The organism is Anaerovirgula multivorans, assembly GCF_900188145.1.
GTDB lineage: Bacteria > Bacillota > Clostridia > Peptostreptococcales > Natronincolaceae > Anaerovirgula > Anaerovirgula multivorans.
On the sequence record NZ_FZOJ01000018.1, the window covers coordinates 19,013 to 38,448 of the forward strand.

11 protein-coding genes, 1 tRNA gene, 1 pseudogene and 2 riboswitches are annotated in these 19,436 nt (G+C 34.9%); all 13 genes and pseudogenes read right to left on the minus strand.

Features of this window, described 5'->3' with window-relative positions; translation table 11 throughout:
• Positions 1 to 59: 59 nt before the first annotated feature.
• Entirely contained in the window at positions 60 to 1,073 is a 1,014-nt protein-coding gene (locus tag CHB72_RS16180) for a sensor histidine kinase (protein ID WP_089283924.1), read from the minus strand.
• The gene (locus CHB72_RS16185; RefSeq protein ID WP_330397062.1) at positions 1,070 to 1,753 is read right to left on the minus strand and encodes a response regulator transcription factor; all 684 of its coding nucleotides are present in this window, start codon (positions 1,751 to 1,753) and stop codon (positions 1,070 to 1,072) included. The genes CHB72_RS16180 and CHB72_RS16185 overlap by 4 nt, the downstream gene beginning before the upstream one ends.
• Positions 1,754 to 2,967: 1,214 nt before the next feature.
• Entirely contained in the window at positions 2,968 to 5,088 is a 2,121-nt protein-coding gene (locus CHB72_RS16190; protein WP_330397063.1) for a HelD family protein, read from the minus strand.
• Positions 5,081 to 5,941 carry a GNAT family N-acetyltransferase gene (locus CHB72_RS16195; RefSeq protein WP_089283925.1) on the minus strand — a complete coding sequence of 287 codons (861 nt, stop codon included), beginning with the start codon at positions 5,939 to 5,941 and terminating at the stop codon, positions 5,081 to 5,083. Before CHB72_RS16195 ends, CHB72_RS16190 begins: the two co-directional genes overlap by 8 nt.
• 256 nt (positions 5,942 to 6,197) lie before the next feature.
• Positions 6,198 to 8,249, minus strand: coding sequence for a sigma-54 interaction domain-containing protein (locus CHB72_RS16200; RefSeq protein ID WP_089283926.1), 2,052 nt, complete (start codon positions 8,247 to 8,249; stop codon positions 6,198 to 6,200).
• Positions 8,250 to 8,731: 482 nt separating this feature from the next.
• Positions 8,732 to 10,135 (minus strand): YfcC family protein, encoded by a 1,404-nt coding sequence (locus tag CHB72_RS16205; protein WP_089283927.1) that lies wholly within the window; start codon positions 10,133 to 10,135, stop codon positions 8,732 to 8,734.
• Positions 10,136 to 10,491: 356 nt separating this feature from the next.
• Complete coding sequence (locus tag CHB72_RS16210) at positions 10,492 to 11,586, minus strand: amidohydrolase (protein WP_089283928.1); 1,095 nt, start codon at positions 11,584 to 11,586, stop codon at positions 10,492 to 10,494.
• Positions 11,587 to 12,215: 629 nt separating this feature from the next.
• Positions 12,216 to 12,791, minus strand: a complete 576-nt coding sequence (locus tag CHB72_RS27990; RefSeq protein WP_330397065.1) for a GyrI-like domain-containing protein — start codon at positions 12,789 to 12,791, stop codon at positions 12,216 to 12,218.
• Between the two features lie 51 nt (positions 12,792 to 12,842).
• A pseudogene (locus tag CHB72_RS27995) lies at positions 12,843 to 13,145 on the minus strand (helix-turn-helix transcriptional regulator); the annotation flags it as partial.
• Positions 13,146 to 13,298: 153 nt separating this feature from the next.
• A tRNA-Arg gene (locus CHB72_RS16220) sits at positions 13,299 to 13,375 on the minus strand.
• 144 nt (positions 13,376 to 13,519) lie between these two features.
• A complete protein-coding gene (locus tag CHB72_RS16225) occupies positions 13,520 to 14,305 on the minus strand; it encodes a transglutaminase-like domain-containing protein (protein WP_089283930.1) in 786 nt (261 codons plus the stop codon).
• A gap of 13 nt (positions 14,306 to 14,318) precedes the next feature.
• Positions 14,319 to 14,409, minus strand: a riboswitch (cyclic di-GMP riboswitch).
• Positions 14,410 to 14,500: 91 nt separating this feature from the next.
• Positions 14,501 to 14,590, minus strand: a riboswitch (cyclic di-GMP riboswitch).
• 222 nt (positions 14,591 to 14,812) lie between these two features.
• The gene (locus CHB72_RS16230; RefSeq protein ID WP_089283931.1) at positions 14,813 to 15,463 is read right to left on the minus strand and encodes a class D sortase; all 651 of its coding nucleotides are present in this window, start codon (positions 15,461 to 15,463) and stop codon (positions 14,813 to 14,815) included.
• Positions 15,464 to 15,532: 69 nt separating this feature from the next.
• Complete coding sequence (locus CHB72_RS16235) at positions 15,533 to 19,414, minus strand: carboxypeptidase-like regulatory domain-containing protein (protein ID WP_089283932.1); 3,882 nt, start codon at positions 19,412 to 19,414, stop codon at positions 15,533 to 15,535.
• Positions 19,415 to 19,436 lie beyond the last annotated feature (22 nt).

A 19,436-nucleotide genomic window follows, 5' to 3' on the forward strand; every position in this document is an offset into this window, starting at 1 on the left:
CAGAAAACTAACATTATTGTCATATTTGAATACAAAATAGGCATCTTAAGTTCATCCTGTTAAAAGTGAACAAAATTACTTTTTGGAAAAACAATCGACACCCTTGTAAATTCTCTTTCCGATGACTGGACATAAACTCCGTGACCCAGCTTACAGCAAAGTTCTTTTACAAGATAAAGACCCATCCCTGTAGATTTTTCATATTTACGCCCCAATTCTCCGGTAAAGCCTTTATTAAAAATCCTGCCAATATCCTGCTTCGGTATACCTATTCCATTATCCTCAATGTTTAAAACAACAGAATCACTTTTTTTATCAACCCAAATTTTTATACAGGGTTCAATATTTTTTGAGTATTTGATTGCATTGATGAGTATCTGGTTTAGTATGAAGCCAAGCCATTTCTCGTCAGAGAATACTGTTTCACCGCTGTTTTTTACATCCAGCGTTATACCTTTTCGAGCAATAAGTGCAGTATTGCCTTCAATAGCGGCTTTGACACATTTCATCACAGGGATTTCCTTGATAAAGTAATCTTTTTCAACATTTTCACTTCGTGCAAAGTAAAGGGTCTGATCGACAAGGTGATCAATTTTATTTACCTCTTCCAAAAGCTCATCATGGCAAATTCTTTTTAAATCGGTTTCAATGATTAATTTTATGGATGCAATAGGTGTCTTTACATCATGTATCCATGATTCTATGTACTCTTGATAGCTGCTTTGCTTATTTTTTATTTCCGTAATTTTTCCCCGGACATCTTCATTCAGCCTCTGTATATATTCATAAAACATTTTCATATCAGTGTTTTCCGGGGACTTAAGACTATTTGTCAGTGTATTCAGGTCTGTGGAATTCTCAATAAATTCTTCCAGCTTGACGTAGTATCTGCGGCGGTTAAAAAATATCACCGTAAGATAGCATAAAAATACAATTATCCATGCAAACACTATAAATAAAACAGCAAGCTGCGGTATGTCAAATATTCTTAGATAGAAGTATAGTGCAAACATGCCGATGATATGTAATAGTATAATACCTTTTCTTCCATACAAAAAATCTTTTAACCTCATGTTATAATATACCCCTGTCCATGCTTTGTAAGGATATAGTTACTTAGTCCAATATCCTTCAACTTCCTTCTGAGCCTGTTTATATTAACTGTAAGAGTATTGTCATCTAAAAAAACATCATCATTCCAGAGCTGTTTCATTAGATCATCCCGTGAAATAAGCTTCCCTCTATTCTTCATCAAATAATATAAAATCTTGTATTCGTTTTTTGATAAATCTATAGAATTTCCTTCGTATACAGTCGTATAATTTGCAAGGTTTAAAGCAAGTCCGTTATGCTCTATAATATCAGAGGTAGCCGAGTAGCTCCGTCTGAGTACTGCACCTATTCTGGCAAGCAGTACCTCCGGGTTATATGGTTTCGTAATGAAATCATCCCCACCTACTGTCATTCCCATTACTTCGTCCATACTGCTGCTGCGGCTTGTAACAAAAATAATGGGAACGTTTGAAATTTTTCTTATTTCCCTGCAAAAATGAAAGCCGTCGAAACAAGGCAGGTTTATATCGAGCAGGACAAGATGCGGCATTGACTCTTTAAAATGGTTTATGATATGTTTATCCAAAGGCGGGTCAATAACAGAATACCCATATTGAACAAGGAGCTTTTTCAGCTTATCCTTAAGTTTTTCATTATCTTCTATAACCATAATTTTATACAATATATCACTACCCTTCATGAAGGTCACTCTCTAAAGATTTTTTTATATTTGGCAAAAAGTCGCAAATTTCTATTCTAATAGTGCCCTTAATGTAATTATAAATCATTGTATCACACTTTAATAATTACCAAGTAACAATTTACGAAAGGATTCCCTTTAAAATATAAATATTAACGACCCTTATTCTTTCAAATTTAACAGGTCAGAACTTTTAAAAAAGCAGGGGTTTATTTTAAAAGCAGGACTTTATTGTGCCCCTCAATCCCCACGACGCTTTCTATATGCCTTCTGGCTACAATTCGGATAAATTTTTATGCTAAAATCCTGTTTATCTATAGTGTAAATGGATCCATAATGTCGTTGAGCGGTCAATAATAATAGTGCTTTAAGATGGTAGCCCCTTGGCGGCAATGTAATTCTATGAACTTTCCGCTATCATTGTAGCATTTATACTACTATCTCTCAAATATTATGAATCATGCTTTTCTACTCTCAATCATCCTGCATAATAGTTTTCATTTTCTTCACCTATATCTTTATTTTTTGAATATTTATATTATATCGTAAATACCTGACAAGGGTATGTCATGTTATTTGAAAATTAATCTGGACATGGGTGGGGACATGGAAACATTTTCGTTTGTCATCTTAACCCATGGCTATTAAACGAATAGTTTAGTTGACTTGGAACCATATTCTTTACCTTAGCGCAAAATTGTATTAGGATAAAAAATAGCAAGAGACCACTCGTTTTGGTAAAATATTTGTCGCCAAGCTCAACAAAATACCAAAGAGGATCCCTTGTGAATAATATTATACGGCAAATTTGTGAAGGAGGGGCCAGGGGGATGTATGTAAAGCATCAGTCACTGCATACACCGCAAAAATACCTTGTTCCGTTAATTCATCTTTAACTAGTTCTTCAATATTTGAAAGCACCAGGGATGGTTCCTTTTGCTTTTCTTTCTTTCCTAAGCTACACACTTCTATTTTTCTAAATTTACCTTATGAACTCTATTGTTGCTTATTTCTAAAAGCCTGATGATCTGTCTATAGCTTAACTTGGTTTCTTCCAATAATTTTCTCTTTTATCGCCTAGATATATTGGGGTTTTATAAATTTATTTTGGAACCAGTACCCCTTTAGAAATACAATAATCATAACAATCATATTATTTATAAAGAAAAAGGATTCGTCCCTCTTGCTTCCTAACTCTTTCGTTTTTTTGTACATTAGGGTAGTTCCTGAATTAATTTTGTAGGCGTCCCACTATAGGTAAGTGACAATTGGTGCATTGCTCTTGTACATGCAATATAAAGTAGGTTTCGGTCATAATCGGTGTGATAAGTCTCGCTGTTGACTGATGGGATAATAACCTCATCAAATTCCAGACCCTTTGACATTTGGATTGGTGTGACAGTTACACCGTTTGCAAAAGCTACACTGTCGGGTGTGAGAAGATTCACATCATACTCGGCACATAAAGCCTGACACAGAGTACTGGCCTGTTTAGAGGTTTTAAGAATAATACCTAAAGTAACGTATTCGTTCTCCCGAAAAGCGTCAATCATTTCCTTAATTTGCTTAATTTCTTCCTGGGAATCGCAACAGGGTATCACTTCCGGCTCTTTTCCATGTCGCTCAATGGGTTCCAGAGCTGCAACATTTAAGATTTTCTTTGCAAAAGTGATGATTTCAAAAGTTGAGCGATAGCTTTTGTTCAATTCCACAATTTGCACGCTATCATACAGCTTCCGAAAATCATCAAGAGAATGCAGATGATAGGGGTTAATGGTCTGACCAAAATCACCCAATATTGTTTTTTTGCATAAAAATAGCTTATTTATCACAGCGTATTGAGCAGGCGTATAGTCTTGCATTTCGTCGATGACAAGATGACGGATCAGTTTGTTCTCTTTCAGGCCTTCTAAGGTAGCATGGAAATACATGAAGGGATAGACATCTGCCCATTCCAATGTATTCTTAGCTGGAAGCACCAATTTCTTTGGCATGTTCAACCACTGATAAAAGTCCTTATACAATGCCATTGTGTTTTTCTTTCTAAGCATGGATTTGAGTTGTCTGTATATCCCTCTTTGCTTCGGCAACTCTTCTTCCCTGATATTCTCGGTTTCAAAGCGGTCAAGAATATCAGCCGACACTTCATTCAACCGCTTTTTGATTGGATACTTCTTATAGGCATTGTAGCGCTCCGAAATCCATTCCTTAGCGGCCTTAAATCTGCCAGAAATGTAGTCAGTTGGCTCGAAATATTCAGTAGCAGCATATTCCAAATACTCGTCCATTTTTTCCACAAATTCAAGCGTGGATTTAAAGCGTACTCTTTCCGCCCACTCCAAGTCTTCCGTTTCAACTGGATCTCTGGCAGGTTCAAATTTAACAATGCCATCGAGTTGTATTTCTGCAATATCAGTAAAGCTCATTTCATAGATCGGTTCTTCACCCAATTCTGGCAATACGTTTGAAATATAGTCGGCAAATACCTTGTTAGGAGAAATGATCACCACATTGTTGGCTGATAACCTGTCTTTATATCGATAGAGCAGATATGCGATTCGGTGCAGGGCAATGGAAGTTTTACCGGAACCCGCTACACCCTGAATAACAATAATATCAGCTTTCTCGTTTCGGATGATTTGATTTTGCTCTTTTTGGATGGTAGCGATGATAGTCTTCATTTTTTCATCGGATGTATGGCTTAATTCCCGCTGTAGCACATTATCTTGGATATTGATCGAGCTTTCCAGTACATATTCTATTTGGCCTTGTTTGATTTTAAACTGACGTTTTCGGGTTAATTGCCCTTCGATTCTACCAACCGGCGCTTCGTAATTGGTTTTTCCCAATTCACAATCATAGAACATGCTGGATATAGGCGCCCGCCAATCAAAAATAAAAATCCTTGAATCCTCGGCAAAAGCAAATCTGCCAATATAATAAATAGATGGTTCTTCGTTACAATCCGTCCGGAAGTCGATTCGCGCAAAATAAGGGGAATCCATCAGCTTTGCGATCTTGTCTCGCATTTGTACCGCAAAAATCTCCCAGCTTTCAATTTGTTTGATAGCGAGTTCATTTTGAAAAATTTCTCGAGGATCTATTTCATGGCGGTAATCTGCGAGGTATCGCTTCGAGTCCATGTATTCTTTATCATAGCGTTCTACAGCTTCATCAGAATCCCGTAGAGCGTCGCAGAGCTTAACCTTGATGGTTTCAAGATGGTCTATCTCGTCGGGGAAGTTATCAACTGTTCCCATACTTTTTCCTTGTTGATCTGTATTAGCAGGCATGCTGGCTTTCGTATGCCTGCGCATTGGCTGTACCTTATTCATCGTTTGCACTCTCCTGTAACTGTTTAGGTAATACCATTTTTTGTGTCGGATAGCCAAACTCGGTTAGTAGCTCTGCTTCTGCAAATCCGAGCTCTTTCAAAGCTCTCCGATGGCCGATATCAGCTTTATCACCTTCCCGGAAAGTAGTTATGGTAATGTTTTTATTCTTCAGCAGCTCGCTGATAGCTTTATCCAAAAATTCTCTGGCAATTCCCTGCTTGCGGTATAGGGGATGAACCCCGAGAAAATCAATGCTACCTGTAGTATAGCAAATCATCATAATCCCAATTGCTATGTCGCCTTCTTTCATGATCAAGGCGCGGCGTTCTGCGATATTCTGCTTGAGCACCTTAGTGTGCTCCTTCTCATTAAGATAGGGAAATCCGTCTATCACAAGTCGAACCAAATCCATCCAACTCGATATATCTTCCTCGGTAGCAAATGTTATTTCTCTTGTGGTTGCTGGTTTGTTTTCATCCAGCAGACCGAATTTTTCATCAAATACAAATTCTAGTTGCAATGGATAATACTCCTCGCTTTCTCTAAATTGATGTGGTGATTTCTTATACATAGCTTTGAAAATGTTAGTGAAAGCCTGCTGGCTTTCGTATCCAGCCAATAATGCAATATCAAGTATGGACTTGTTTGAAAAAACAAGTAGCTTTGCGGCTTCAGTAAGTTGCCGTCGCTGAACATAATGGTGAATTGTTATTCCAACCGTGTTATTGAACATTCGGTGTAGATGATACTTTGAATAATGAACAGCTTGAGCAACTTCATCTAAATCAATTTTTTCAGTAAGATGATCTTCAATGAAATTGATTGCTAATGTAATGATTTTGATTTTCTGCAAGCCTACTCCCCTCCTTCCATGAAAAATTATAACAAAACATTTAATATGACTTTTAATTATTCTTGCGCTTTTTTGGGTTAATCATATGTCAGAAAACAAATGTATTCATAATGAACAGAAAGGGGCATTTCATTTTGAAAAGAAACAAAGACCACTTATGTGATCTTTATTGGATGGCGCATACACCCCTAGAATATTATTGTAAATGGGAGTGCTTTTTTTAAAAAAAGCGTTCAAAGGGCATTTGTTTAATATATTATCCCTTAAAACGCTCGTGATTTTTAGTAGTTTTTTTACCTTTGTCTGTTAATATGGCACCTTTCTTTTCTTTACTATATATAATATATTCGTTGTTATACAAGTAATCCATTATTTTCCTTACGCAATACTGAGAAATTTTGAAACCTGATTTTTCAGCTTCCTTATAAATTATTCTTCTTCCTGCGGGCCTACTGTCAAGAAATTTTAATATATATAATGCCAATTCGTTTTCATCTAATAATAATTCTGGAAATACTTTTTCATGAACCCCTTTATCATCATCATTATTATTATGAGTGTTATTAATATCTGAGAGTAGATAAGAAGGTAAATCTTTTACGGTCAGACTCTGATTTCCTATACAAGCCATATACTCTAAACAATTTTTTAATTCTCTAATATTGCCTCGCCATGAATAGTTGATTAAAATTTCTAAAAGTTCATTATTCAGTTTTTTATTTTCAAACCCTAACTCTTTCATAATATTTTTAATCAAATATACTATATCTTCTTTTCTTTCTCTCAACGGGAGTATTTTCAATGAAAACACATTAAGTCTATAATATAAATCTTCTCTAAATTCTTTTGTCTCTGTAAACTTTTTTAAATCCTTATTGGTTGCAGCAATTATCCTAACATCAACAGATATGATATCTGTTCCTCCAATCCGCATAACCTCCCTTTCCTGTAATACCCTTAAAAGCTTTGCCTGAATTCCCAATGGTAATTCGCCGATTTCATCAAGAAAAAGAGTTCCTTTATTTGATAATTCAATCAAACCTATTTTTCCACTTTTTTTGGCTCCCGTAAATGCCCCTTCTTCATATCCAAATAATTCACTTTCTAGCAATTCATGAGCCAAATTAGCACAGTTTATAGCTACAAATAAATTGTCTCTTCTAGGAGAAGCATTATGAATTGATTGTGCAAATAGCTCTTTTCCCGTACCACTCTCCCCTTGTAATAAAACTGTTTTATCAATCTCTGCAATTTTCTTTGCTCTATCCTTACAATCAAGAATTTTATCACTAATACCTAAAATATCTTCAAAAGTATATTTTGCAATATGTCCTTTATATATTGATTGATTAACAAATGTATTTCTCCTAGTATGGGCTTCGTTTTTTTCTTTGATAACAAAAAAATATCCATGAATATCATTATTTATAATAACTGGTTTTTTAGATATTTCAAGAATCTTGTTGAATTTTAAGTTCTTAATTAGATAATTTTTTATTATATCTTCTCTTCTGAATACTTCTTGAAATTTCTTTGGTATGATGGTATCAATAATACTTTTGTTTCTATACTTATTTTTATTAATATTTAGTAACTTTTCTACTACAGAATTGTAATATTTAATTGTTAACACATTATCTGTAAAAATAACACCTTCTTTTATATCTTCTAAAACCAGATTGTAATTTTCGTAAGTATAAAGTAAGCCATGATCTAATGGTACAATGGATTCTTGATAAAACAATAATTTTTCTCTAATATCCTTATTCAATATACCTAACTTTGTGGCTAAATTAAATAAAACAGATGAATCAATAACCCTCCATCCAATATCTATAACATGCTCTACATTTGATGGAACATATTGAGTTTGTCCTGGTGTTATGGCATATTCAAGATCAGGAATCTCCTTCATATCTGGATAGACTGGAACAAAGTCGATATGTTTAATTCCAATTTTATTATATAATAAAGAAATATTTTCTAAGGAAGAGGCTTTATCATTACATACAAGCATTGCAGAAATACCTTTTTCAAGATTGTTTAATTTATCTATACTATTTTTTTGATAAGTCCTATTCATATAAATAATTTCAGATTTTGGTAATAAGTACTTATTTACAAAATCTGTAAATATTACAGAGGTTAGTAGTACTAGATCAGCTTCTATATTATGCTTTATTCCCTCTTCTATGCTATAGCCTTCTAGTTCAAAATGATTTCTATAATCATAAAAAAAATCATTTAATTTATTGAGGTATACCTCTTTTGTATTTTTTTTAAAAGCAATAAAAGCTAATTTCTTCATTATGCCTCCTCCCTTATGTAATATTTTAAATTTTAATAATATTTTGAGTTATATTATATTACTATATTCTATTTATGTCCATCCTTTTATACTAACTCCATTAATAGAAAGAGATACCTAGTTTAATTATTATTATTTTATCAAGGCTCTAGCATTAATATCAAGCCTCCAAATATGCTTCTAATTAAAAGAAGAATGAAATCTCTATGGTGGAATTCGATTAGAAATAGTAAAAAAATATGTCTTTTATAATATTGTTTCATGCCAAAGAAAAGAAAGCATACTAAATGAAAGGAGCATACTTTTCATTTTTATGATTATACCGTATAATATGGTGATTCATACAAGTTTATTTTATAAAAAATTCACAACTCCATCTTCTTTAATGACGCAGAATTTAAAGAAAAAAATTTTTAAAAAAGACCTAAACATTAAATTGCCAATGTTTAGGTCTTTTGGTATAGACAAAACTTCCTATTCTATTATGCCCAACCTATTAATACAGAAAAGATAATTGCAATAGTTCCTATCAATACCCAGGAAGCTAATAATGGCAACATAAACTTCAACCATTTTTCGTATGGTATTTTCGCCACGCCGAGTGCTCCCATTAGAACCCCTGAAGTAGGTATTATTGTATTTGAGAAGCCATCACCATATAGAAAAGCTGAAACTGCCACTTGTCTAGAAACATTAACAACATCAGCCATTGGTGCTAATAAAGGCATAACAATCATAGCTTGTCCTGATCCCGACGGGACAAAGAAATTAAATATTGAGTTTACGTAGAACATTAAAACAGCTGAAATCATTGGTGTAACATTCGCTAATGGCATAGACATAAAATGAATTACCGTGTGAATTATTTTACCCTCTGTAAGCACTATTATTATTGAATTGGCAAAACCTATTACCAATGCTCCATAGACCATATTCTTACATCCTGCTATAAAGGATTTAGACATATCATCAGGATGCATTCTTGTTATAATTCCACTAATTAACGCCACAGCCAGCATTGTAGCACTTAAGTGATTCGTACCCCAACCTAGTTTAAAGGAACCATATGAATAAATTGTAAATCCTGCCGCTAGAACTGTTAAAACTATTGCGTGTTTAAAATTAAAATCAGTAACATCTGCAGCTGTTTCAGATTTCCCAATCCATTCAATCTCGTCTAAAACGCTATTATTTATATCACTTTTAACCTTTTTAGCATAACGCAATGTATATAAAACAGAAACTATAAAAACAATTGCCCAAACTATTGCTCTGAATCCAAAACCTGATAATGGCGTCAATCCTGCAATATTCTGTGCTAATAATGTGTTATAATAGCCCATTGGAGTTGTTGTAGTTCCTGTAAAAGCACCTATATACATAATTGCCATGCCCATAATTGGATCTAGTTTAAGTTTTTTCGCTAATGCTATTCCTATAGGAATAAAAGCAATTACAGCATTTACAATTATCCCTAATGCACCTAATACCGACATAAGCGCCATAATAATTGGAATGACTAAAAATGCTTTATCTTGCAATTTATTAACTAAAATATTAATTGCGGCATCTATTGCCCCAGTATCATTGATAACTTGAAAAAATCCTCCTATTAGAAAAACAAGAAAAATCATAGCTGCTGCATTTGTCATGCCATTAGGAATTGCAAGTAAAAAATCACCTACTCCAACTGGATTTCTATCAACAAATTGAAATGATGTTGGATCTACTAAATTTCTCCCCGTTACTTCATCCTGGTAGGTACTATATTCTCCTGCGGGTAAAATATATGTCATTATCGCAGCAACAATAATAAATATCATAATTAAGGAATAAGCATTGGGTACTTTAAATTTTTTCTTCTTTATCATTGTATTGTTTGTCATAACATCCTCCTCCTTCTTATATCATTGGTTTTGTAAACTTCAATGAAAATTGAGGACTCCAAACCCTCTGTGGTACAATGTTTTGCCGAAACAATGATACCTCCCGTAAAGGATGAAGTCCTCCTAGGGTTTTAATTTTACCAATATAACCTTCAAATGGTCAGTTTAAAATTTGTCAGGAGCATGCTTTAACATCTTCTTTATCTATTCCCGATAGATTTAAACAAAATTTTTAACATCTTTAAAAAATTAAAAGCTATTTTATGAAATATTATGCTTTTCCATTTTAAGTTTACTAAACCTGGTTCAATATTTCTTTTTTAAATTTTTATACCTATAATTACTCCAATAATATATTATCCTAGTCTTTTATGAACTATTTTAGATAAGACCTTTTCTCCATATTCAAGGGCTTTTAAATTAAAAGTCATTTCAGGATCGTGTAATCCCGGTTTTAAGTCAGCTCCTAATCCTATATAAGATGTTTTAATATCTAACATTTGAGTATAGAAATGAAAATCTTCTCCTCCAGGTGTTACAATAGGTTCTAGCGATTTGCCTAAAACCTCAATAATTGCTTCTTTCGCAACACTAATCATATTATCATCATACTCAGCTGCCACAACACCATCACAATATGTTATTTCTGCCTCTGCTCCTATTGATTTTACACTTGTTAGAATTGCATTTTTCACGCCTTCAGTTAAGCTATCCATAAGTTCATTCGTTTGAGCCCTTAAATCAAGTTTTAAATACACAACATTTGGAATGACATTATGTGCTGTACCTTCCGTCTGAATGTTCGTAACTTTTACTGAATGAGCTATACTTGGATTCCCTCTTATTGCATTGACTGCATTAACGGCTAATACTGCTGCATCTACTGCATTAACGCCTAAGTGAGGTCTAGCACCATGGGCAATGGTTCCTTTAATTTTTACAGATATCATTTTAGAAGCTCCATGAGATAAAGCTGGAGTAGCCTCTCCTAAAGAAGCTTCTTGAATTGGTCTTAAATGTATACCAACCATCTCTGTTACATCATCCAGCATCCCACTTTTACTAATTCCAATAGCTCCCTTAGATATCTCTTCGGCAGGCTGAAAAACAAAAACAATTTTACCTCTTTTTATACCTTTTTCTACAACTGCTTTTGCTGTTGCTAATACCATAGCTGAGTGAGTATCATGACCACATGCATGATTCACTACTTTTTTTCCACCAATTTCAAATTCTAAGGCATCCATATCAGCCCTGACTGCTAAAGCCGGACCTTCATTTCCACTATCTTTTACTGCTATTACTGATGTTTCAAAAAAATTTTCTTTTACACTATAACCCATTGTTTTTAATTCTGATGCAATAAATTCAGATGTTTTAAATTCACAAAGAGCTTTTTCAGGTATAGAATGTAGGTGTTTATAGACTTTTTCTACATATTTTTCACGCATTTTTTCACCTCCATTAATAACAATTATAAAGTTTAATAGTTGAAATATATTGAAAATTATAGGATGTAGAAATTATACGCAAGTTTTGTACCATTTTTTATTAAATGTCCCTCTCGTTGAGCAATTATTGGCTGTGTCTATTGAAATTACAGGAAAATATAATTATATTAAATAATTTAATTTTTAGATTTATCAAGGTATGAAATATAATCCAGCATGCTTTTTTAAAAAAACGGGCGTTTAAAGGGAGAATTTTACCAATGTCATCCCGCTAAACGCCCATGTTTTTTAGAATTTTTTTGTTTTTGGGAAATCCAAATTACAAGTAAGAACAAATGATAATAAAGTATGGTGAAAGTGGGTAGATTTTGGAAATCCATTATCTTCATCAATAAAACCTGCTGCAGTTAACTGTACCGCCAACCCATAATAATCTCAGTAATAATCTCAGGGATGTCCCCGTGATTACAAATGCTATTAGTCAATTTCGTCCTCAACGCGAACTTCTATTGTATTCACATTGCCTGTGAAGTAAAGAAACAAAGACCACTTACGTGATCTTTGTTGGGCAGTGCATACACCCCTAGAATATTATTGTAAACATGACTAATATAGAGTAAAGCACTTTTTCACTGACACTCTACATCTTCTATCGGAATAGGAATAACCCATATCTCCATATAAGTGGCATCTGGTGTTGCTTTATAATACTTCTCCGCTGAAAAAGGCTGTGTTGCCAACTTGTGATTCTTAAGCCATGTTCCAAAGAGATATTTCATAGCTTTATCAAGTGCTGAAGTTGTGAGTTCAGTAAAATTCTCCGCTTCAAAACAACATACCACATACTCCCCGGCAGGCAACTCCCAAGTAGTAAGCACTCCACTAGCAGGTGTTTTTGGTTCAACTGCTGCTCCTACAAAATAAGTAAACATTTCGTCCACTGTGTTTCCCATAGTTGATGCGCCTAATTCTATACCGTCTGGCAGCAGATTGGGAATACCTGATTTCATACTGTGGAAAGAATCCCATAGCTGACCAGGCACGTCAATACCGGTGGTCTCACCTACCGGTGTCTGAGATATCGGTACTTGACCAGAAAGACCAACATAGGTTTCGGCTACATCAAGTTTCTTGCGTGTAATTTCTAAAACTATATTGTCGGTAATCAATGGTACATCTTCATCAATCATCGTATAGTTTAGCAACAACTCGGGCTTCACAATCTGGTTAAGACGGACGGGATTGGCACGATATTCTTCCGGCGTTATTCCATATGCGTCTTTAAATGCACGGGTAAAGGTTTCGTGCGAGGAAAATCCAAAGTCCAAAGCTATGTCTATAATCCGAGTATTCCTATCCGATAGTACTTCGGACGCTCTCGCAAGACGGCGGAGCTTTATGTATTCGTTCACTGGCTTTTTTACCAACCGCCTAAATAGCCGCTGAAAATAGAACTGCGAAAGCGCTGCAATATTTGCGAGAGTTCGAATCTTAATTTCTTCAGATATATGCACCTCAATATAATCTATTGATTTCTGTATTTGTTCCCACGCGTGCATAATAATCACCTCCTTGTAAATAGGATAGCATGAAACTTTTATTGCCCGCTTGACAGCCAATGCCCTTTTTATTAATCGCAGGGGCGGTTTGAAGTGACCCTATAATTACAAATTAGAAAATCCCTATATCTTAGTAAATACAAGGATTTTAACTGGCGCGCCCTGAGGGACTCGAACCCCCAACCTTCAGATTCGAAGTCTGCAACTCTATCCGATTGAGCTAAGGGCGCATAAATTATATATGATTTTTTCGACTTACTCATTATAACGAAAAGATGACCGTATGTCAAGAGCGCTCCTCCATGGTGAAAATTGCAAATAATTAAGAGTTAGCTATTTATTTCAGCTAACTCTATTGTTTCTGCTCATTCTACTTAATATTCATTTGATTTCTTATATAAACTGCTGTCTTTGACCATATCTACTTTTTTATTGGCTGTATTGTATTGTGCATCTACAGTTGTATCTATAGTAACCCATTGTCCCTTGCTCCCTATATAGACTTCATTCCAAGCATGATATTCTTTAACGTCAGGAGCATAACCCTTCACTAGCTTTGTAGGGACTCCTACACTTCTTAGCATCGCAGCGAATAGAGAAGCATAGTCATAACAAATTCCTTTATTATCTACAAAAATACTATCTACTTGTGGTAAATAATCTGATGTTAATCTACTGATTTTATCATAATCATATTCTATATTATTAATAATATATTGATAAACCTTTTCTACCTTTTCTTCGTCACTTTTTGCATCTTTTACTAATTCTTCTGCTTTTTTTATGGCCTTCATTGATGAATTCCATTTTATCATTTGCACAGAACCTAAAAAGGCACTGTTCTCTTCCTTCATGCTTAATACTACCGTATCTTGATAAACTACTTTATATTTATTCCCTTCAGTATTTTCTAATAGATTGATTGTATAACTACCGTTTCCCATCTGAAGTGAAAAATCTTCTTTTTTATTATTCATATCATATGTATATTTATTTTCATCTTTTTCAATCATTACCTTCATTCGTTTTGTACTGTTATTGTTATATTCAACACCTATGACACCACTTTCTAGATTTCCAGTATCAAGAATAGCTTTTCCAAAAACATTGCTTGTTGTTAAAGCTAAAATGATAAGAATTACTAATAAACTCTTTCTCATTATAAACTCCCCCTTCGGTAGCTCGGCTGCCATTGCTTTTATTTAAAGCATTAGGCCCTATGGCTTTGCGTCTCATCCTTTCGGATGGTTTGCCTTTATCGGTGAAAAGCTTATTCACCATTTTGTTACTCTATATGGATTGGGATATTTAATTTTCAAGTGCCTAAAGGTTTTTTAGATAACAAAAACTTCCCCTTCGGTAGCTCGGCTATCATAGTAGAAAAATCTACTTTAGATCCTGTGGCTTTGCGTCCCACCCTTTCAGACGGTTTGCCATTATCGTTGAAAAGTTTTAACTTTCATTTTTTCATATTTAATTATAGTAATTATACCATAATCTTTATAAAACAAACTATAATCTTTATAAAACAAACCATATTTTTCTAATTTTTTTAATATTTTTATAGTATTAAGGCAATACTATGGAGTTCGATGATTTATAAATTGTTTCATTATCATCTTAGTAAAATTTAATTAAATTTATGATATATCCAAGAAAACAATACGCTAGTCTATCTTTGCATGAATAATTAACCTATGGGTTGCATCGTATAAAGGATCACAGGTTATTAAAGTAAGTACTCTGTTGGCGTTATTTCGATTAAGTACCGATATATCTGCAGGTTCGACAACTTTTTTCTCATAAACTGTGTACTGATATTTAGTATTATTAGTCTGGATGAGAATACGATCTCCTACCTCCAATTCATCTAGACGATTGAATAATTGTCCATAAGTATGTCCCCTATGAGCTGCAATGGCTACGTTACCGATTTCCCCTGGTGAATTTGTTCCTGCTAAATGACCTGCTCCTCTTTTAAGAGCAGTATTACTAGTGCCTTCTACAATAGGTAATCGTAAATTAATTTTTTCAATTTCAATGGTTCCTATTGCCTCTATAGTATTCTTTTTCTCCTGTTGATTATTTGTAGTATTGATTTCAGTATCGTCCTCAACAGTTAAAGCTTCTCTTTCCTCTTCAAATACTTGGTTCAATTGCCTATAATTATCCTCTATTAATTCTTCCTGCTGTTGACTATCAGCTTCTAATTCTGCTAATAATCTTGCCTGCCAATAGGAGCTATATGTATCACTAAGTTTAGGATAACTAGCAATTAGTATTCCCAATACGATAAAAAGGTAGCTTAGTTTTTTCATGCTTATCACCTCAATTAGAAAAAATAGAGGGGTATCTCTCCCCTCTATTTTATAAGACTAGATAGTCTTTTAGAAGACTTTTCTCATTCTGATTCCAATAACTGTAAATAGCAATCCCAATAAGTAGAAGCTTAAAGGATTGGATTCACCTGTCTTAGGTAGCTGTGCTGCTCCTAAAGGAACTTCTTCATCAAAAATAACGATCTCTTCATCATTCTCTGGGTCAACTTCAAGTGTTCCTAGTGGAATTTCTTCTTCTTCAATTTTAATTTCTACAGTATCTAATGGAATTTCTTCTTCTTCTAACTCTATTGTTGTTGTTGATGGAGTTGTAGTACCACCGCCAGTGCCTCCACCACTGCCTCCACCAGTTGATGTAAAGGTATTGGTAATGGTAATGGATGTCGTGCCTTCTTCTGTGATTTGAATCATAACATATCCATCTTCATCTACAGAATCACTATAGCTAGCTGTAGCACCACCTGTCTTAGTTTCCTTGAGTCTATATAACCCAACTGGTAGTTCTTCAAATGTGTTTATACCTTGTACAATGCTATAGGTTCCAGATGATTCAACTGCCATAGTACTAATGCTAGCTGGCGCCGGGTCATTCATCTTTTCAAGAGTAATCTCATACTCAGGTGTACCTGTTGGTGTTCCAGATACTACCTTCTCTATCCCAAGGCTTCCTTTTGGTGTGCTAGGTGTCCCTTCCTCTTTCATATTGGTGACTATTACTGTCGCGGTTGGTGACCCCTCAGTTAGAACTACTACCCCTTCTGATGGATCTATAGATAGCGTTCTATAGCCTGGTGTACCTTTTTCTTCAATAGTGTAGGTTCCTAATGTTAAGCCAGTTAATACTAAAGGCTCATTGACACTGAATGTGTGATCTTGATTATACTCTGGTCCAGTTATCTTAACAGTGAACTCCGTATCATCATCCTCTATCTCAGTTTCATCATAATCTAATAACCTTTTCTCTATTGTTAGTTTTCCTGTTGTTCCATCTGGTCCGCCTGGACCGCCGCCAGATACTTTCTTATTAGTTACTGTTATTAATAAAGTATCTCCTTCTATTACTACTTCTGATTCCCCATTTGTTGTAGCAAAATTAGCCTTCCAAATACCCTCTTCTTCTGTTAGTTCTACGACTATATCTCCATAGCTATCTTCCTGTAGTATTTGGCCTCCTATTGAAAAGCTTACAAATTCATAACCATCTTTTTCCTCTTCCACAAACCAATATTCTCTAGATTCTAGGCCCGTGAAAATGGCACTTTCTACTACACTAAATTCTTTTTCCTCTTCAATTGCTGTAAAGAAAATGGTGAATTTTTTATCATTATCTTCTTCAGCTCCATTTAATAATACTTTTTCGAATTCAAAGTTGATGGTTTCTGGCGTTTCGCCTGGTCCGCCACCTGATTCAAAGGTATTAGTAATGGTAATGGACGTTGTGACTTCATCTGTGATTAGAATCATAACATATCCATTTTCATCTGCAAACTCACTATAGCTAGGTGTAGCACCAGCTGTCTTAGTTTCCTTGAGTCTATATAACCCAACTGGTAGTTCATCAAATGTGTTTATACCTTCTACGATGCTATAGGTTTGAGATGATTCAACTGTCATAGTACTAATACTAGCTGTGGCTATGTCATTCATCTTTTCAAGGGTAATCTCATATTCAAGTGTACCCGTTGCTGTCCCCACTACAATCTTCTCTACTTCAAGGGTACCTGTTGGTGGTTCACTTGACCCTGTATATTGAAATTCGAAATGGCTAAGCCCTTTGGTCGCTTGGTTTGTGGCAGTAACCTCAAATGTCCATATACCATCTACAAAGCCTAATAATGTAATTTCAAAGCCCTTTAATATGACTTTGCCACCAATTTCACTTATGCTTCCAGTTTCTGCACTATTGCTTGCCTTGGCGGTTACAGTTAGTGGAGCAGCATTCCAGCTTTGGATGTACTCTCCATGTTCTGTATAACCTTTTATAGTGTTGCTATTATTGTATTTGTCAAATTCAAAGTATCGGGTGCCAGTTTTGAAATCTTTCTTAATATCATCGAACTTTGCCCAATATAAGTCAGTGTCTTTATCTTTTCGTATCTCCAGTTTGTAAGTCCCTTCGCTAGGTATAGTTGGACTCATGACGATATTTTCGTTTTTAGCTTCGCCAACTACCTCCACAGATCCTGATATAGTTTCAAATCCAGCTTTTGTCACTGTGTAAGTATGTTCTCCATTCACCAAATTGAAACCTACTTTTCCCTCTTGATCTGTAGTTTTTGTTTCTGAGTTAATGGTTACTGCTGCTCCATCTATTGGATCAGTTCCATCAGTTACTGTAAAGTTTACTGGGTAAGTAGCAGGAACTCCTCTATACCAGAAAGAAATTTTTGATTCTTGATCTAACCAAAATAAAACTTTTCTTCGACCAGCTGCGGTATTATTTATGGTGTTTCGATCGCCTGCACTTGCTGTAAAGGTATACTGTCCCTCATCCACAGATGTCCTACCACTACCGCTACGGCTGTCTAAATCTCGAATGCCTTTTGAGTAAATAGGTGTCCCATTTTCATTAACATTTAAAAGAATGTTTACTATTTTTACATAACCTATACTTTTATAGGTGTTTTCTACCTTATATTTTACCACATACTCTTTTCCAATAACCAAATTCAATGCATTTGCAAGAGGTTGCCAAGCGTCATCATCGTCATCGACAGCCTTAATTCCTGTAAGAGTCAATTTCAGATAATCATCCGATGTGTCAAGAACCTCCGCTATCATTTCCACAAGTACAGTCACTTCATTTCCATCTGCCTCAACCGTTCCAGTTTCCTCTATATAATCTTTAGCAGTTACTTTATAAGCATAGTTATCACTTTTCACGTTGATAGAGGCCTTACCACTGAAATTTGTTGTGATTTCTTTACCACTAATGGTTACTTTAGCCCCTGAGATGGATGTAATTCCGTCAGTTACCTGAAAAACTACTGTGGTTGTAGGAACTGCTGTATAGTTGTATTGGGAATCTCTTTCGAAATTACTATTAATTGTTCTCCAATTATTAATGATTAGCCACTTATCATTATATTCTAAAATCCCCGTTAATTCAGCTGTCACCTGTACATTGTCTCCACTACTAGGAACACTTATATTGTTTATTGTTATGGATTTAGTTTGCCCTTTGTTGAGCTCTATTTGACTAAGGCTACGAGTGACGGGTTCAGACTGTCCCTCAACATATAGCTTTAGTACAGGATTTTTTATTCTTCTTTCATAATCACTGCCTTGATTCTTTACGTTGATGGTGATGCTATAATTTTCACCCACTAACAGAGGTTTTGTGATATTCGTATTTACAGAAAATTCAATATTCTCTGAAGGTGTAGCTGCAGCTTGAATCATCATAGCACCTGCCATCATATCCGACTGAAGCTCTTCATTTTGCTCTTCGTCTAACTCTTCATCTTGCTCTTCATCTTGTTCTTCGTCTTGTTCTTCATCTTGTTCTTCGTCTAACTCTTCATCTTGCTCTTCATCTTGTTCTTCGTCTTGCTCTTCATCTTGTTCTTCGTCTTGCTCTTCATCTTGTTCTTCGTCTCGCTCTTCATCTTGTTCTTCATCTTGTTCTTCGTCTTGTTCATTTGTTTCTTCGGCTTGTTCTTCATCTTGTTCTTCGTCTTGTTCTTCATCTTGTTCTTCATCTTGTTCTTCGTCTTGTTCTTCATCTTGTTCTTCATCTTGTTCTTCGTCTTGTTCATTTGTTTCTTCGGCTTGATCCTCCGACTCTTGTGATGATTCAACAGTAGGAGCTGATTCATCAACAGCGTCAACCGTTGCAAAAGCGCTTAAGCTGCTTCCAAAGATCAACAGGAAGCTAAGAAGAAATACCAGCATTAATCGGCCTATAGATGTTTTTGTTCTTCTTTTCATGATTTTCTCTCCTCTCTTTAAA

What these genes read in the sequence shown, in the direction of transcription:
- CHB72_RS16180 (WP_089283924.1), bottom strand. Translation starts at nt 1,073, where the DNA reads ATGAGGTTAAAAGATTTTTTGTATGGAAGAAAAGGTATTATACTATTA.
- CHB72_RS16235 (WP_089283932.1), bottom strand. Translation starts at nt 19,414, where the DNA reads ATGAAAAGAAGAACAAAAACATCTATAGGCCGATTAATGCTGGTATTT.
- CHB72_RS16190 (WP_330397063.1), bottom strand. Translation starts at nt 5,088, where the DNA reads ATGAATAAGGTACAGCCAATGCGCAGGCATACGAAAGCCAGCATGCCT.
- CHB72_RS16225 (WP_089283930.1), bottom strand. Translation starts at nt 14,305, where the DNA reads ATGAGAAAGAGTTTATTAGTAATTCTTATCATTTTAGCTTTAACAACA.
- CHB72_RS16185 (WP_330397062.1), bottom strand. Translation starts at nt 1,753, where the DNA reads ATGAAGGGTAGTGATATATTGTATAAAATTATGGTTATAGAAGATAAT.
- CHB72_RS16230 (WP_089283931.1), bottom strand. Translation starts at nt 15,463, where the DNA reads ATGAAAAAACTAAGCTACCTTTTTATCGTATTGGGAATACTAATTGCT.
- CHB72_RS16200 (WP_089283926.1), bottom strand. Translation starts at nt 8,249, where the DNA reads ATGAAGAAATTAGCTTTTATTGCTTTTAAAAAAAATACAAAAGAGGTA.
- CHB72_RS16210 (WP_089283928.1), bottom strand. Translation starts at nt 11,586, where the DNA reads ATGCGTGAAAAATATGTAGAAAAAGTCTATAAACACCTACATTCTATA.
- CHB72_RS16205 (WP_089283927.1), bottom strand. Translation starts at nt 10,135, where the DNA reads ATGACAAACAATACAATGATAAAGAAGAAAAAATTTAAAGTACCCAAT.